The 14,908-nt window shown below is 59.2% G+C and carries 17 protein-coding genes and 1 pseudogene; 6 read left to right on the top strand and 12 right to left on the bottom strand.

Translation table 11 applies throughout. The features are described from left to right. Window positions 1–9 precede the first annotated feature (9 nt). Both AB8B33_RS10585 and AB8B33_RS10580 read right to left on the bottom strand, forming a co-directional pair. Window positions 10–288, bottom strand: a complete 279-nt coding sequence (locus AB8B33_RS10585; RefSeq protein ID WP_439015327.1) for a hypothetical protein — start codon at window positions 286–288, stop codon at window positions 10–12. Between the two features lie 367 nt (window positions 289–655). After that, the gene (locus AB8B33_RS10580; RefSeq protein WP_007818485.1) at window positions 656–1,006 is read right to left on the bottom strand and encodes a hypothetical protein; all 351 of its coding nucleotides are present in this window, start codon (window positions 1,004–1,006) and stop codon (window positions 656–658) included. Between the two features lie 362 nt (window positions 1,007–1,368). Here AB8B33_RS10580 and AB8B33_RS10575 point away from each other — a divergent pair, with 362 nt between their 5' ends. The 4 genes from AB8B33_RS10575 (at window position 1,369) to AB8B33_RS10560 (ending at window position 3,685) form a co-directional block, all read left to right on the top strand. After that, the gene (locus tag AB8B33_RS10575) at window positions 1,369–1,662 is read left to right on the top strand and encodes a hypothetical protein (protein WP_439015326.1); all 294 of its coding nucleotides are present in this window, start codon (window positions 1,369–1,371) and stop codon (window positions 1,660–1,662) included. Beyond that, a complete protein-coding gene (locus AB8B33_RS10570) occupies window positions 1,659–1,973 on the top strand; it encodes an ATPase inhibitor subunit zeta (RefSeq protein ID WP_439015325.1) in 315 nt (104 codons plus the stop codon). Before AB8B33_RS10575 ends, AB8B33_RS10570 begins: the two co-directional genes overlap by 4 nt. A gap of 232 nt (window positions 1,974–2,205) precedes the next feature. Next, window positions 2,206–3,042 carry a dienelactone hydrolase family protein gene (locus tag AB8B33_RS10565; protein ID WP_439015324.1) on the top strand — a complete coding sequence of 279 codons (837 nt, stop codon included), beginning with the start codon at window positions 2,206–2,208 and terminating at the stop codon, window positions 3,040–3,042. A 310-nt stretch (window positions 3,043–3,352) separates the two neighbouring features. Beyond that, the gene (locus AB8B33_RS10560; protein ID WP_007818479.1) at window positions 3,353–3,685 is read left to right on the top strand and encodes a hypothetical protein; all 333 of its coding nucleotides are present in this window, start codon (window positions 3,353–3,355) and stop codon (window positions 3,683–3,685) included. Window positions 3,686–3,898: 213 nt separating this feature from the next. Here AB8B33_RS10560 and AB8B33_RS10555 read toward each other — a convergent pair whose 3' ends face one another. Further along, window positions 3,899–4,189, bottom strand: a complete 291-nt coding sequence (locus tag AB8B33_RS10555; RefSeq protein WP_439017226.1) for a GIY-YIG nuclease family protein — start codon at window positions 4,187–4,189, stop codon at window positions 3,899–3,901. A 217-nt stretch (window positions 4,190–4,406) separates the two neighbouring features. Here AB8B33_RS10555 and AB8B33_RS10550 point away from each other — a divergent pair, with 217 nt between their 5' ends. Next, window positions 4,407–5,015, top strand: coding sequence for an exonuclease domain-containing protein (locus AB8B33_RS10550; RefSeq protein ID WP_439015323.1), 609 nt, complete (start codon window positions 4,407–4,409; stop codon window positions 5,013–5,015). Between the two features lie 7 nt (window positions 5,016–5,022). Here AB8B33_RS10550 and AB8B33_RS10545 read toward each other — a convergent pair. Beyond that, window positions 5,023–5,147, bottom strand: a pseudogene (locus AB8B33_RS10545) (GNAT family N-acetyltransferase); the annotation flags it as partial. 91 nt (window positions 5,148–5,238) lie between these two features. Beyond that, on the bottom strand, window positions 5,239–5,826 hold the full coding sequence (locus AB8B33_RS10540; protein ID WP_439015322.1) for a hypothetical protein: 588 nt from the start codon (window positions 5,824–5,826) through the stop codon (window positions 5,239–5,241). Window positions 5,827–5,852: 26 nt separating this feature from the next. On the opposite strand from AB8B33_RS10540, the gene AB8B33_RS10535 reads away from it, so the two are divergent. Next, a complete protein-coding gene (locus tag AB8B33_RS10535) occupies window positions 5,853–6,053 on the top strand; it encodes a hypothetical protein (protein WP_439015321.1) in 201 nt (66 codons plus the stop codon). Here AB8B33_RS10535 and AB8B33_RS10530 read toward each other — a convergent pair. From AB8B33_RS10530 to uvrB, 7 genes are all read right to left on the bottom strand, one after another. Beyond that, the gene (locus tag AB8B33_RS10530) at window positions 6,050–6,433 is read right to left on the bottom strand and encodes a GNAT family N-acetyltransferase (RefSeq protein ID WP_439015320.1); all 384 of its coding nucleotides are present in this window, start codon (window positions 6,431–6,433) and stop codon (window positions 6,050–6,052) included. The two genes, AB8B33_RS10535 and AB8B33_RS10530, sit on opposite strands and share 4 nt — an antisense overlap. A 138-nt stretch (window positions 6,434–6,571) precedes the next feature. Next, window positions 6,572–6,877, bottom strand: a complete 306-nt coding sequence (locus tag AB8B33_RS10525) for a hypothetical protein (RefSeq protein ID WP_439015319.1) — start codon at window positions 6,875–6,877, stop codon at window positions 6,572–6,574. Between the two features lie 173 nt (window positions 6,878–7,050). After that, a complete protein-coding gene (locus AB8B33_RS10520; protein ID WP_439015318.1) occupies window positions 7,051–7,317 on the bottom strand; it encodes a BON domain-containing protein in 267 nt (88 codons plus the stop codon). A 139-nt stretch (window positions 7,318–7,456) separates the two neighbouring features. Next, a complete protein-coding gene (locus AB8B33_RS10515) occupies window positions 7,457–7,723 on the bottom strand; it encodes a DUF1488 domain-containing protein (RefSeq protein ID WP_007818474.1) in 267 nt (88 codons plus the stop codon). A 430-nt stretch (window positions 7,724–8,153) separates the two neighbouring features. After that, window positions 8,154–8,621 carry a DUF3828 domain-containing protein gene (locus tag AB8B33_RS10510; protein WP_439015317.1) on the bottom strand — a complete coding sequence of 156 codons (468 nt, stop codon included), beginning with the start codon at window positions 8,619–8,621 and terminating at the stop codon, window positions 8,154–8,156. Between the two features lie 148 nt (window positions 8,622–8,769). Then, window positions 8,770–11,640 carry a TrlF family AAA-like ATPase gene (locus AB8B33_RS10505; protein WP_439015316.1) on the bottom strand — a complete coding sequence of 957 codons (2,871 nt, stop codon included), beginning with the start codon at window positions 11,638–11,640 and terminating at the stop codon, window positions 8,770–8,772. A 137-nt stretch (window positions 11,641–11,777) separates the two neighbouring features. Further along, complete coding sequence (gene uvrB, locus AB8B33_RS10500; protein ID WP_439015315.1) at window positions 11,778–14,717, bottom strand: excinuclease ABC subunit UvrB; 2,940 nt, start codon at window positions 14,715–14,717, stop codon at window positions 11,778–11,780. Window positions 14,718–14,908: the final 191 nt, after the last annotated feature.

The following is a 14,908-nucleotide window of genomic DNA, read 5'->3' as shown; positions in this document are numbered from 1 at the left end:
GCCTGCCGTTCATGCCGCGGGCTTCCACCGGGCGCGGATTGCTCGCGTCTCGGTTTCTTCTTTGGATTTTTGGTCTTTCCCATCAGCCGCGCGGGCTTTCTTGTAGGCTTCGCGTGCTCTCCCGTCGGCTTCTCTCTCGGTGGCGATCTTCTTTTTGTGGTCGCCGCGCGCTTCCTCGAGTTCTTTGATTGTCGGAAGATCATTGCCGGCCGGAGCCTTGTCTGACGGTCCGGGCTGGTGGCCGTTCAGGGTGGCGCGGGCAGCGGTGGCCTGGGCGATCAGTTCCACGGCCGAGGGGCTCCTTGCCGGGCGCTTCGCATTGGCGTTGTGATGCCTTCCATCCCTATGAGAGGCGGGGTTGTCGGGTGTGTTTCCAGGCATGTTGCATGCCTCCTGTTCGTGTCTTGAAGCCGCCACCCTTCATCGCGCCGGCGCCGGATGGAGTGCCGTATCGCTGTCGAAGGCGGGGTCTCCCCATAGTTTCAGCGGTCTGCCGCTGCCGGCCGGGAATTGGCGGTCATGGCGCAGGCGAATTTCTGTCTGCGCATGATCATCCTCCGGGAAGGATGGGCGAGCGGTTGGCTTGAGTGAGCGGTCGGTGGGGCAAGCGGCCGGGGATTTCTCGCCGGCCTCGTTTTTGCGGGGGGCGAAACGCTCAGCTCGGCTTTCCAAGAGCGATCTGGCAGGCCTGCGCAAGGTCCGCGTTCGGTTCGGTGGTGCCGAGCGGCGTAGCCCAGCCGGCCTTCTTGATGATGTCACTGCGTCCATAGGTGCCGGCCGCGTTCAGCTCGGCCATGATCTGCGCCGAGGCCGGATCGCTCTTGGCGCGGTCGAGACAGTAGGGTGTCAGCGCGGCGGCGATCGCCGAGGTGCGCTCGATGCCGGCGGCTTTCTGGGCGCTGCCGCTGGTCACCCAGCCTCCCCAGCTGAAGCCCACGATCGCCAATGCGGCCGCGCCGCACACGGCGCCCCACAGGCCGGGGCGAAGCCATGTTATATTTTGCATCACGAATTCCAATCTTTAAAAAAGCACGCGATTTCGCGTACTTAAATAATAACACAATAAAAAATCTTCGCTTTGTTTATTATTTTGTTCGATATTTCTGTTGTAATCGTTCAATTATATTAAAAAAATTCTTGTGATGTGAATATGAAAACCCAATAAAACTATTGTTTTATCTTTTCGTCCTAATCGCGACTCAATTGGAGCGCAATGATATCCGGTCGTCGTTTGGCCATATGGCTCTCGCCGGTGTCAGAGACTTGAAGGCAGCCACGCTTCCGAATTCCGATTGCCAGACCGATGCCGTAGCCCGATGAGGCTTTCACCCGGCTGCGGTCAACCGCCTTCACCTGGAGCCTGTCACCATGTCAGCCTACGAATCGACAACACGCACGACCAACACCATCGTCCATTTCTCCGCCTCCTTCACGCTGCCCGATCTCGTTGGTGAGATCCATCCGGCCGGCGACTACAAGATCGTGCAGGATGAGGAGCCGATCGAGGGGCTTTCGCGCATCGCCTACCGGCGCGTCGGAACCTTCATTCATCTGCCCTCGATTGCGGAAGGCAGCCGCTTGCGCCGGATCGTGAGGATCGAGCCTGCATTTCTCCACCATCTGCTGGAGACCACGAATGCGACAGGGGAACTTTCCTCATGACCGTATTCGAAGATCGCGAGAAGGCGCTGGAGCAGATGTATTTCCTGGATTCCGACATGGCATTCAGGGTGCGATCGCGCCGCGACCGACTACTCGCCCGCTGGGTCTGCGGCATGACGGGCGCAGACAGCGAGGCCTATATCGGCGAGATCATCGCTCTCAGGGTGACCGGAGCCGATGATGAAGGCTTGATCGCCAAGATGGTTGCGGATATCCGCGCCGCCGGCAAGGATGTGGACGAGAAGGCGCTCAGGGCGCGGATGGAAACGCTGACGGCCGACGCCATGCGGGATCTCGCTCGACCTCTGTGATTTTCTCGGTGATCGGGCTGTCATCCACGCCAAACCCGGCAGTCGCCACGATCCGAGCAGCGAAGGCGTGGAACTGAACCGCAATCACTGTCACCCACCGTGACACCGCTCTGCACCAGCAGCGGTCGCCGGACGGTGCGCCTCTCCGCCGCATTGCCTTGACCGTCGCTTCACCCAAATTGCGTGGTGAAAGTGTCAACGTCGTGCCATCCATCCGGCAAGAGGTCGTTCAGTGAAAATCGCGCGATTCTTCTTCTGCTTCGTCGTCTCCCTGAGCTTCATGCCGCAGGCCTATGCAGACGAGCTGGTTCACTTTGACAGCGCCACGGTCAAGCCAAGTCCGTTTCTTGAACGCAAGGCGAAAGAACAGGGCGTAGCGCTGCCATCACCGCAGGCGACCCCGCTCATCGGATATCTCACCCGTCCGCCGGGCGACGGGCCGTTTCCGGCCGTGGTGTTGATGCACGGATGCGGCGGCATCCATGCCCATGTGAAAGAGGTCTGGCCGGAGCGGCTGGTCTCCTGGGGTTATGTCACGCTCGTGGTCGACAGTTTCACCACCCGCAACATCGAGAATAGCTGCAAGACCTATCTTCCCGATCGGGTGTTCGATGCCTATGGGGCGCTGGACTTCCTGACGAAGAGCGGCTTCGTCGATGCCAGGCGCGTCGCGCTGATGGGCTTTTCGGCGGGTGGGATTGCGACGCTGGAGGCGACGAAGATCGAGGGCAATGAGCAGCTGATGGACGAGAAATTCAGGGCGGCGGTTGCCTATTATCCGGTCTGTGCACCGCATGAGAGCGACGCGACGGTGCCGACGCTGATCCTGAACGGCGATCTTGATGACTGGAGCCCGGCGGAGCGCTGCCGGCAGCGGGTGTCGCGGCTCAGCGGCAAGGGGCCACCGGTCGAGCTGCATATCTATCCCGGCGCGCGTCACGATTTCGATGATGAGGCCATGATCAAGCCGAAGACGGTGTTCGGGCATGTGGAGGAATATAACGCGGCTGCGGCGGAACAATCGATCGCCAGCATTCGCGGCTTCCTGCAGAAATATCTGGCGAACTGAAGCCAGGGCGCCAACTATTTCTCCCGCAAACCCGCCGACGGCGCAGGAAAAAAGCCCGGCGGGGTTTTCCGGGCCTGAGGTCGAATGTGGGCGTGGCGGATCGTTTCCGCTGCGCCTCTTTATTCGGCCTTTGCCCCTCTGGCCGTTTCGAATGAAGCGGTCACCGGCCGAACCGATTGAAGCTTAAGATGGCGCACGCTCGGAGATTGAAAAGGGGAAGGGAGCGCGGCAGGTGAAAATTGCCGGGAACAATCTCGGCCACGCGCGGTTCCCTAGAGATCAGCAACCGAATGCTCTCAGGAGAAGACCAATGCGCATGAAAATTGTCGCAGCGTCGCTGCTTGCCCTCGGCATGGCCACATCCGCCTTCGCCCAGTCCAACCCGGCCCCGACGGCCCACACGATGGACAAGAGCACCGTCGATTCCGGCGGCGGCGCCGGCACGACGCATACCAAGAAGCCGGTGATGGACAAGACGACCACCGGCAGCACGAAGGCCGGCAGCGCCATGAAGATGAAGAGACCCGACTGCCCCGGCGGAGCCGCCAGCAGCAGCGGCACCGGCCCCGGCAAGTTGCAGACCCAGGGCGGCACCAGCAACGCCACCCCGACGGACGAAGCCTGCGCGGCCCACAATAATTGATCCCCATCGCCTGACACGGCGCGGGTCGAGGATGCCTGGTCATCATGGGTGGCCGGGAGTTTTCTCGTGGGGGTGGTTTGCCAGGATGGTAGTCGCAGCGGAGCTGATGGGTGGCGCGCGAGCAATCCTCTCCTCTGTCATTCCTGTGCTTGTCACAGGAATCCAGCCGGCTTGCGTCCGCAAGCCGAAAGGACTCTTATCGGTGCGGCGATCTCATAATCCCATCAAATGCCAGGAAATATCCTCCCATTCCGGATTATTCTCCTCGATGAGATTGAGCTTCCACTGACGTGGCCATTTCTTGATTGTCTTCTCGCGGGTGATCGCGGTCGTGACGAGATCATACTCCTCGAACCAAACGAGCGTCTTGACGCCGTATCGAGAGGTAAAACCCGGCGTCAGCTCGTTTTGATGCTCGTATAGCCGGCCTGGAAGATCACTCGTCACGCCGGTGTACAGCGTGCCGTTTCTCTTAGACGCGAGGATGTAGACGTAGCCCTTCATGGTTGAAGAGTGGACTGTCTCGGCGCTGTTTTTCAAGAGTCTTTTCGGCTTGCAGACGCAAGCCGGCCGGATTCCTGTGACAAGCACAGGAATGACGGAGGAGAGAGAGGCGTCAAGGCCTCAATCGACGCCGATCACCCCAAACCACCCATGGCAACCCGAAAATATCCAGCTATGCTGCTCCCAACACCGAAGCTGACCTGGGAGCAGAACCCGCGTGCCGCATATCTACATCGTCACCGATTGCGAATTCGACGGCCCGATACCGGGTACGCATTCGATGCTGTCCTTCGCCTCCGTCGCCGTTTCCGAGACCGGCCAGGCTCTCGGCGAGTTCGAAGCCGTGCTGCAGCCGCTCGAGGGTGCCGGGCGCGACCCCGTGACGACGGCCTTCTGGCAGGCCCATCCGCAAGCCTTTGCGGCAGCGACTGAAAACCCCGAGCCGGCTGCCGAGGTCATGGCCCGCTTCATCGCCTGGGTGAAAGCCTTCAAGGCGGAGCCGATCTTTGCCGCTCATCCCGTGGCGCTCGATGGTCCCTGGCTCGATCACTACCTGAAGCGGTTCAGCGGCCGGCCGCTGTTCCAGGGGCCGTGGATTGCCGATCGCCTGTTTCGCCATCCGCCGCTCTGCATCCTGTCGCTGGTGGCGGGTGCGACGGGCCGCAAGCCGTGGGAATGCGATATCGCCCATTATCCGCGCGAATGGCTGGGCAATGTGCCCCACACGCATCGCGCCATCGACGATGCGCGCGGCTATGCCAACCTGCTGCATTTCTTCCTGACCCGGCGCGAGCCCGGCGGCGGCTACCGGCCGCTTCTGTCGTAGCCCAGGTCTAGGTCAGCTGTACCAGGCCGGCCTCCGTCGGCCTGAAGCCGCAGGCGCGGTAAAAGCCATCAGATGCGGCTCGAAATCGACATGCAGCCATTCGGCCCCGCGCTCCCGGGCAATCCGCACCGCCCCCCATGAAAAGATCAGTGGCAATATGGGCCGCACACATGGCGCACATAACCGTTGCTTCCGAGGGCATAGGCGGAGTTAAGGTCGTTGCCTACGCTTTCGTCGCGTCTTCTTCCGTGGCGTGGATGGGTTGCGGGACTGCTGCGTCGGTGTTCACCGGCTTGGGCTTGTCCAACAACGGAGGCAAGACGGGCGTGGCGGCAACGTCGATCAGAATTGGCTGGTTGCTGTCAAGGACTGCTGGAGCTTCCGGTCGAGGCGGCTCGACAGCTGTTACACGTGCTTCAAGCCCTTCAAGCCTGCGCTCCAGTGCCTGCCGCTCTTCGTCGGCCCTGTCGGCTTTCCTGGCATCAGTCCACCAATCCACGACGCTTATCGCGAAAGTCAGCACAACTGCGGCCAACGCGATCTGTTGCGACAAATGCTGCGGGAAGGTGATGGTGGGCATTTGGTCGTAGACTGGCAGCAGGAGGACGACAGTCGCGAGCACCTGCAGAACCGGAATATAGAGTCTGAGCGTTTTCGGCCATGCGAATTTCTTGGGTACACGTATAGGCATCTGGGTCTCCTTTTTCTCGTTACGGCTGTAGCGATCTCGCGTTACAATCGTCTTAAGAGATATGGAAAAGGAGACGTATCGAATTGAGTCGGGATTTGGATCGATCAGCACTTGCGCCATTGATCGGCGTTGCCGGGTAGCGCCCCGTGCTCTCCGCCCTGGCGGCGGTGGCTCATTCGCAGTTCTTCGCCGTGCCGGTCACCGCCTTCCCGCTACCGCGCGAATGGCTAGGCAATGTGCCTCACACGCACCGCGCCATCGATGATGCGCGCGGCTATGCCAATCTCCTGCATTTCTTCCTGACCCGGCGCGAGCCTGGCGGCGGCTACCGGCCTCTGCTGTCTTAAAGCCGGATCAGCCCGGCCTCCGTCGGCCGGAAGCCGCAGGCGCGGTAAAAGCCGGTCAGATGCGGCTCGAAATCGACATGCAGACATTCGGCCCCGCGCTCCCGGGCAATCCGCACCGCCTCCATCACCAGCGCGGTCGCAATACCCTGCCGGCGCAGATCCGGATGCACTGAAGTATCGAGGATGAAGGCGTGGATGCCGCCATCCCAGGCGACATTGACGAATCCGATCAGCCGGCCCTCGTGGTAGGCGCCGAGATGGGCAAGGCTGCGCGGCAGGATGCGGGCCAAATCCGGCGCCTGCGCGCCATCCCAGGCGGCGGCCCAGAGAGCGCCGAATTCATCGGGCGTGGGGAATGGGTCGATGCGGATGTCTGGCATTGCTTGTTGTCCGGGGCTGGTCGGTGGCGTTTTTGTCGATTCACGCTACAGAAAATGCAGCCGCTCGGCCATGCCGGCGCGCATGGTTCGGGCTTTCCGAGCCTGCCTTGCCCAACGAAACCGCCGCGCCCGCACGGCTCAATCCTCCCCATCCGCCTCTCTTCCAGCGATCTTTCTGTTGTGGTCGTCACGGGCCAGTTCCAGCTCTTCCATTGTCGGGAGCGGGCCGCTCGCCGGCGCGTTGTTGTCTGCCTGGCCTTCACCGGGCTTTTCCACTGCAGCCGCCTCATCGCCGTCCGCATCCAGCGTGGCGCGGGCGGTTTCGGCTTCGGCGATCATCTCGCCTGCGGAGGGGCTTCGGGCAGGGCGGTTCTCATTGGCAGTCGCATGCCGGCCTGTGGCGGAAGGGGCCGGTCTGGTGATCTCGTCGATTTTCTTGCGCATGCTTATCCATCGATCGTGTGGGGCCGATCGCAATCGGTCGTGTGTGAGGGAATCGGTTTGGGCTTGCGCCCGGCAACGTGGAACCCGGCGCTGGGGCCGGGCTCCTCGCCTCCGGCCTGCGTTCGAGCGTTGCCGGAGGTCGGCGCGCAGCCGCGCCGAGACGAATGGGTGCGCTAAAGATCCCGCGACAGCTCGTTGTGAACGCTGCGCACGCCGCGTGTCCGCAGGGTCACCTGCTCGGCGAGCGAGATTTCCTCGCTGACGGAAACCCAGCCGGCGAGCGTGACGTCGCTGCCGCGCGCCGTCACGAAAATATAGCTGGGGTCGAGATCGCCCGCATGGGCAAGCGCATCGTAGACAGCCGTTTCGAGATCGACGTCTTCGGGTTGAGCACGCGGGCGTCTGCCCACCACGCTCAGATGTTTTCTGTCGACTGACATGTCTCATCTCCGTGCCCGGTTCATCCCGGGCGTGAAATTGAAGCGTGTCGCGATCTCCAGGATTCGTTTTCCACGCTTTAAGTCTTCGTTTTACGCATGTCGTCGTCGCAAACCGCTGTACACTTTTGCGCGATATGCTTTAGCGGCGGATATCCTTCTCCGTCAGCGTATACCGGTCCTTGCCGCCGCGGCCGTAGACACCGGATGCCGCCTCCAGAATGGCGGGGCGCGCCGCATCGAAGGCGTTGAGGCATTCGGCCTCCGTGCGACCCGTCTGGGCGATGGAGCGCAACGCGCTCGCCTCGATCAGAAACCGCACCTCGAACATGCCGTCATAGCCGGAGAAACGAACCCCATCGCGGCCCTCGTCGAAACTGCGGCTTCTATTGGGGAAGATCAGGGACATCGAAGTTTCTCCAGAAATTGGCGCCTCCGGCTCCTGCCAGGGACTCATAAGCGGCCACGCCTGATACCAGGCGGGGATATGCACGGCTCATCATCGAATGCGTCAGAGGTCTTTTTCAGCGCGGTCTTTTAAGTGTCTGGGCGTATGAGAGACATTGCTCTTTGCCGGCCCTTGCGGGCGCGGCCATGCTGCTCAGGATGCTGCGAAAAAGCTGTTCTGCAGAGTGTCGGAAGACAGCGCGTCTTCCCTTGAGGGCATCGGGTAAACCGATGCAAAAGGCGGTTTTATTCCATATGCCGCCATACTGGGGATATGGGGCGCGGGCCGGCCATTACAATGACCGGGCGCTAATAAACCCGGCTCGTTTCAGAGGGTGCTGCCGCCCAAAGGCAGGTTTGGCGGCAATGACATGCCGCGCGCTCAAGGCCGCCTATTGCGCGTCGCCGAGCAGCCCACTGAGGCTCCACGGCTCTTCGCCCTGCTGGTCGGCAATATCCTCCACCTTCCAGCCGCCGTGTTCCTTTACCAGCGTGTAATAGAGCGTCACCTCTTCGCCATTGCGGAACTGCACCTCCAGCTCCGCCCGGTCATCCAGCAGGATCGGCTGGCCGATGTTCAGGCCGCTCGCCTCGCCATCCTGCCCGGCAATGACGGGATCGAAATCGATGGCCCCGACTTCGCCATCAGGCGTGTTGTCGCGATCCGTCTGGAGCATCTCGTTCAGGTGGTCGGAGAAGAAAGCTGAATAGGGAGAGGGGCTGTCGTCTGAGGCGAGGTCGGTGTTGAAGCTGTAGAGGGCTTGTAGGAGGGCTTTCGGGGTTTTGTAGGTCGCGGCGAGAACGGGAGAGGCGATGAGCGCCGACAGAGCAAGGCCGAGGATGAAGGTGGGCAGGCGCATGTGGGCTCCTTCTCGTGAGGAAGGGATGTGTAGCAAGAGTCGCGGGTGTAGGCAGAGGATATCTTTGGGCTATGTTTAGAGAGGCTGATATCTAATGTTCAATCACTACGGAGCCTAGATTTTAAGGGTAGTACTATGGCTTAAGTAATCAAGCCAGCAAAGCATATCTCCGCTCCCTTCGCACGAACGCATCAGTTCCACCTTCAAGAATTCGGCAGGTTCTTTCGCGAATACCATTGCCATCAGGTAGAGTGTTTTCTAAGGCGCTTGATGAATAGCTGATGCTGGGTAGGCCGTTTTCGCCGAATTTCGCTGATGCGATAATTACCTGTTCGGAATCACCGTTCACGACAAGGTTGGGATTGTGCGTGATCAGGATAATTTGCCGTCGTTTCTTGGCAGATCTGAAGTACTCGGTGAGCAGAGAAAAAATGGATTCATTATCGAGATTTTCGTCTGGTTGGTCGACTATAAGTGGACGGGTATCACGTTCGTCCAGCCCTAAATATAGGATGAGCAATACAATCCCTTTTGTACCAGGTGAAAGTTTTTCAAGGTCTGTACCACGGTATTTCAGGCCATAGCTGAGCTTCACCTGATCAACATCGTATAGCCAAGACAAGAGGTCAGCGAGAGTACTTCCGGTTCTTAAATAGGACGACGGAGATAGGCTTGAGAAGGCCTCAACAAATTGCCCGTGCGCCTCCGCGATCTTATCTGTATCGCCGGACATCCAAGCCGGAAGCAACGAACGACGCGCCTCGTTAGCAATCTCCTGCATCGTGCCATATGGCAAAGTTCTTCTTTGATCGAGGAGCATCCCGCCGCGAGCGAGCCAGCCATTTAGATCGATCTCCCATCTGATCGAAAATTGCAAATCTTGCTCATGTTCCCGATTGGCAAGCTTGTCGTGAACAGGTTGATATAAACTTTCTAAAGCCCTCTGTTCATCACTGAGATTTTCGAAGAATGCTTTATAGGCGTTCACTCGACGCTCTCGGACTTTGTTTAGCTCATTTCTAATGGCAGGTCCTTCATCGATTTCGTCCTGGACTCGCCTAACTTCAACCTCGATCGCGGCTAAGCGGGTCTGAATAGCCTTGATGCGATCATGTCGAGCTTTGTCGACAGACTCCTTTTCTGAAAGAGCTGCAATCTGCTTCTGAACGGAGCTGCATGTGCCATCCTTTGGATTTACCTCATCTCCCTCGAGCTTTTCTATTTCGAGAAGAAGTTCACTGTCCCTACGCGTTAGAACGGTCTCATAGTTATTGTGAAATTTTGGTACGAAGGCTTCCCAATCCGCTTCGACTATTGCTGCTATGCTCAAGAGCGGAGTTAATTCATCCTTGTAACGTTCGATTTCTCGGGAAATTCCTTGAACTTTCCCCCGGATATCAACAATACGTTGCCGTTTTTGCTTCAGTTCCCCTACTGAGTTCTGCAGTCGGCCGAGTTCCATCCGAGCCTTTTGAAGCGCGCCAATAGTCGCTGCCTCCTCATCGGTTGACGGCTTCGGAATCTGGGCCGTTAGGCCAGCGGCCTCAGTGAGCAGTTTGCCTTTGTTCTGTAGTTTCTCGGGAATCTTATTTAACGCCGCTCGTAGTGTGATATCAGCGCGGATTAGTTGATTGATTTCGCCTCGCAATTGGTCGCCGTTGTCAATCATAGATGCAGTTCGAATATGACGCAGTTCCTCAAAATCTGAGGCGTTCAAAGTGTCGGTTGGATCGAGTGCGTCAAAGATCACCGCTTCGATCTCTCTCACGAGGTCGTCGCCAAGACGATCGTCGGCACAAAGCCTTTCAACAAATCTTTGCGATAAGAATCTAACTCTTCCGTTATCCGGAGGAGACTCGCTGAGGGGCGCAACAATTTCTGATCCGTCCGCCCATTGAAGTTCGATGACCAGATCATCGAGGTGTGCACCTGCGCGACGGATGAAGCTCCCTTCTCCCGACTCCCAGCTTCCGGCGGCAAAAGCGATTAATTCCGCGAGGGCGGATTTCCCTGAACCCTTTTGTCCAATTATGGATACCAAGCCCGCATTCAAAGGAATTGGATCGCTTGCGAACCATTCCCCGCCACTCTTCAGTGTAACCTTGTCGATTACGCGGGCCTCATCGTGATACACGGGAGGAGTTGGACCGATAAATACACGCTCACCTGGCTCCAGAATAATCTGCTTTAGGCCTTCAAAGTTAGTGTCGGCCTTAATCCAGCAGAACCGATCATTATCAGGTTTGAAGAGTGATTTTATCTCATGTGCATCTGATCCATGAATACAAGGTTTTGGACCACCCAGCTTCATCATGGTCTCGATCTTTTCTTTGGGTTGGCCACGGCCAAGCCAAAAGTCAATTTCGCCAGGCCGGCCAGAGAAGATAACATCGCTGAGCCTTGTGATTTCTTCTCGCATTGCCGCCCAGCCACCCCCTGTAAGAAAACCGGAAAGGCCGTCCTTGTTTCCTGACACTGCGACCAGCGAATGCGCTCGTAACCAAGTCTCTTGTTGATACCAGTCCCGAAACTTGCTGAAATCGATTTTGAATTGCTCAACTCCCTTATTTCGTGCAGCCCGTTGATCCCGCAAACTTGGATCTATTGCCTGTCCAAGTTCAGCTAATTGGTCAGGTGTGCACGAATAGAGGTGCTTGTTGTACCCCCAATGAAGTCTAGCGAGGGCGTTATTAATTTCTGTGATATGTTTCGGATCGTCAGGCGATACTAATAAATGGATATTTACAGGTGTATCTTTATCGGTCGGCGGAGCTAGGCGAAATTCGATATTTGGAAGAATGAAATCAATGTTTTGGATTCTTCCACCGTCGCGGAACTGTTTTAGCGTCGCGTAATTATCAAGAAGCAAGTAATCGGTAACGCCGAGAACGCGCACATCTGGGTTTGCTTCGATCGCGGCTAGGTAGTCATCCCAGGTATCGAAACGATCTTCCATTGCCGTTTCGGGCGTGTGAACGTGCAAATCCCAGCGACGCCATACCGAACCTCGCTCCAGCATTGAACCTCCCAACTACATCAGTTTTTACACATTGTAGTTGTGCCTTTGTCAAATACGCAAGCGAAAATTTGGCGGCGTAACGAAGCTACTTGGCGAAATACTTTCGGCTGAGGTAGAGTCGCACGCGTGCGGACATTCTACCGCCCCGGCCGCCCCGTCTTGCCCTTCGTCCGGCTTTTGCGTTTCTGCTCGCCCGGATCCTCATAGCTCCCGACACCCGTCTTCCCGCGCACCAGCGGCCGCACATCATCGCGCTCCTGCTGGCCCTCCAGCAACGGTGAAAACCGCTGCGTACCCTTGGCCGCATCCGGCTTCTCCGGCACATGCCCCGTCACCGGCTTTTCCGTCCGGCCCACGGTCATCTCATCCAGCGTGTTGCGGCGGAAAAGGGTCTTGCCGTTGGCGTTGCGGCCGCCCATGTCGTCCAGTTCCGGCTTGGCGAAATAGGAGGGCGTGGCATTCTCATCCGCCCTGCCGTTTGATTTCTCTCCCTTCGAGGGAAGGGACTCGCTGGTGGCCTTGGCGTTGCGGCGGATGCCTTCCATCGACTTGGCTTCCTCGCGGGCCAGCGGGTCGTCCATGGCGGCGAGTTCGACGGCTTTGAGGCGTTTGATTTCGTCGCGCAGGCGGGCGGCCTTTTCGAAGTCGAGGTCGGCGGCGGCGTCGCGCATGCTCTTTTCCAGCGCGTTGAGATGGGTCTGCAGATTGTTGCCCACGAGGTTGCCGCCATCGGCGAAGCCCTTGCCGGAGGCGCCGGAGATATCGGCGCGCACGTGGTCACGCTCGTAGACAGAGTCGAGGATATCGGAGATCTTGGCCTTGACGCTTTCGGGCGTGATGCCGTGCGCCTCATTATAGGCCATCTGCTTTTCGCGACGGCGGGTGGTCTCGTCCATGGCACGCTGCATGGAGCCGGTGATGTTATCGGCATAGAGGATGACCTTGCCGTCGACGTTACGCGCGGCGCGGCCGATCGTCTGCACCAGCGAGGTCTCGGAGCGCAGGAAGCCTTCCTTGTCGGCATCGAGAATGGCGACGAAGCCGCATTCGGGAATATCCAAGCCTTCGCGCAGCAGGTTGATGCCGACGAGCACGTCGAACGCGCCGAGGCGCAGGTCGCGGATGATCTCGATGCGCTCCAGCGTGTCGATATCCGAGTGCATGTAGCGCACGCGCACGCCCTGTTCATGCAGGTATTCGGTCAGGTCCTCGGCCATGCGCTTGGTCAGCACGGTGCACAGCGTGCGGTAGCCCTTGGCCGCCGTCTCGCGGATTTCGCCGAGCACGTCGTCCACCTGGCTGCGGGCGGAGCGCACTTCGACGGGCGGATCGATGAGGCCGGTCGGGCGGATGACCTGTTCGGCAAAGACGCCGCCGGCCTGTTCCATTTCCCAGTTGCCTGGCGTGGCGGACACGGCGATCGTATCCGGGCGCATGGCGTCCCATTCCTCGAAGCGCAGCGGGCGGTTATCCATGCAGGAGGGCAGGCGGAAGCCATATTCGGCCAGCGTCGCCTTGCGCCTGAAGTCGCCCCGATACATGCCGCCGATCTGCGGCACCGTGACATGGCTTTCGTCGATGAAGACGATGGCATTGTCAGGCACATATTCGAAGAGCGTCGGCGGCGGGTCGCCGGGGTCGCGGCCTGTCAGGTAGCGCGAATAGTTCTCGATGCCTTGGCAGGAGCCGGTGGCCTCCAGCATTTCGACATCGTAGCGGGTACGCTGCTCCAGGCGCTGGGCCTCCAGCAGGCGGCCGGCCTTTTCCAGCTCCACCAGGCGGCCCTTCAGCTCTTCCTTGATGGATTTGATCGCGGCATTCAGGGTCGGGCGCGGCGTCACATAGTGCGAATTGGCGTAGATCTTGACCGATTTCAAGTCGCCAGTCTTCTGGCCCGTCAGCGGGTCGAATTCGGTGATGGAGTCGATCTCGTCGCCGAACATGGAGATGCGCCAGGCGGCATCTTCAAGGTGGGCCGGGAAGATTTCGATGGTGTCGCCACGCACGCGGAAGGAACCGCGCTGGAAATCCATGTCGCGGCGCTTGTATTGCTGGGCAACGAGGTCGGCCAGCAGCTGGCGCTGGTCCAGCCTATCGCCGACATTCATCTGGAAGGTCATGGCCGTATAGGTTTCGACCGAGCCGATACCGTAGATGCAGGAGACGGAGGCGACGATGATACAATCGTCGCGTTCGAGCAGCGAGCGCGTCGCCGAGTGGCGCATGCGGTCGATCTGCTCGTTGATGGAGCTTTCCTTCTCGATATAGGTGTCGGAGCGCGGCACATAGGCTTCCGGCTGGTAGTAATCGTAGTAGGAAACGAAATATTCCACCGCATTATCGGGGAAGAAATTCTTGAATTCGGAATAGAGCTGGGCGGCCAGCGTCTTGTTCGGCGCGAGGATCAGGGCCGGACGCTGCGTTTCCTCGATCACCTTGGCCATGGTGAAGGTCTTGCCCGAGCCGGTGACGCCGAGCAGAACCTGGCTGCGCTCGCCGGTCTCCAGCCCGCCCACGAGATCGCGGATCGCCGTCGGCTGGTCGCCGGCGGGGCTGTATTCGGAGGACATGCGGATGGCGATGCCGCCTTCGGATTTGTCCGGCCGGGCAGGGCGGTGCGGCGTCCAGATCTTGCCGTTCTTGTGCAGCGGATTGCCGCTCTCGATCAGCGCCGACAGCGCTTCGACGGTAGCCGTGACGCCGCCGTTGGCGAGACTGCCGGCATCCTCAAGGGAAATATCCAAGCCGGCAACGGGGTTGAGACCGGCCGCCGCACGCGTCTTCGGATCGCTTGACCCACCGATGGAAACGCCACGCGCCGTCTTGCTGACGGTGGCCTTCTTGTTGACGCTGACGGCCTCCGTATGCTTGCGCGCCTCGTTCTCCACCTTCTTGCGGTGCTTGCCCGCCTTGGAGGCGATTTCGCGCTGGCTCTCGACGCCAGCCTGCTCGGCATCCGCCTCGAGCTGCTTCACCCAATCGGAGACGCTGCCGCTGAGCGGGGCGCCTTCGAATGACGATTGGGGGGCTTCCTCGAAACCGGTCGAGGCGGGAGATTTCTTCGGAGATTTTGCCATGCGCGGAATATGGCTGTTGTCATCGTGAAATGGAAGGGGTTGAGAGTACAAAAGGGAAACGAATGAATCGTTCGGATTTTGGAATAGTGGGGGTGTCTCTTAAGGGCTCCACCCTCGCTTTTAAGCGTCGACTTCGCTTTGGGCACCGACGGCAACTCCAACTTCCCTCATTCCTGTGCTTGTCACAGGAA

Origin of the sequence: Rhizobium sp. 768_B6_N1_8 (genome assembly GCF_051811225.1) — a bacterium.
Classification (GTDB): domain Bacteria; phylum Pseudomonadota; class Alphaproteobacteria; order Rhizobiales; family Rhizobiaceae; genus Rhizobium.
This window is presented reverse-complemented; position numbering and strand designations above follow the sequence as displayed.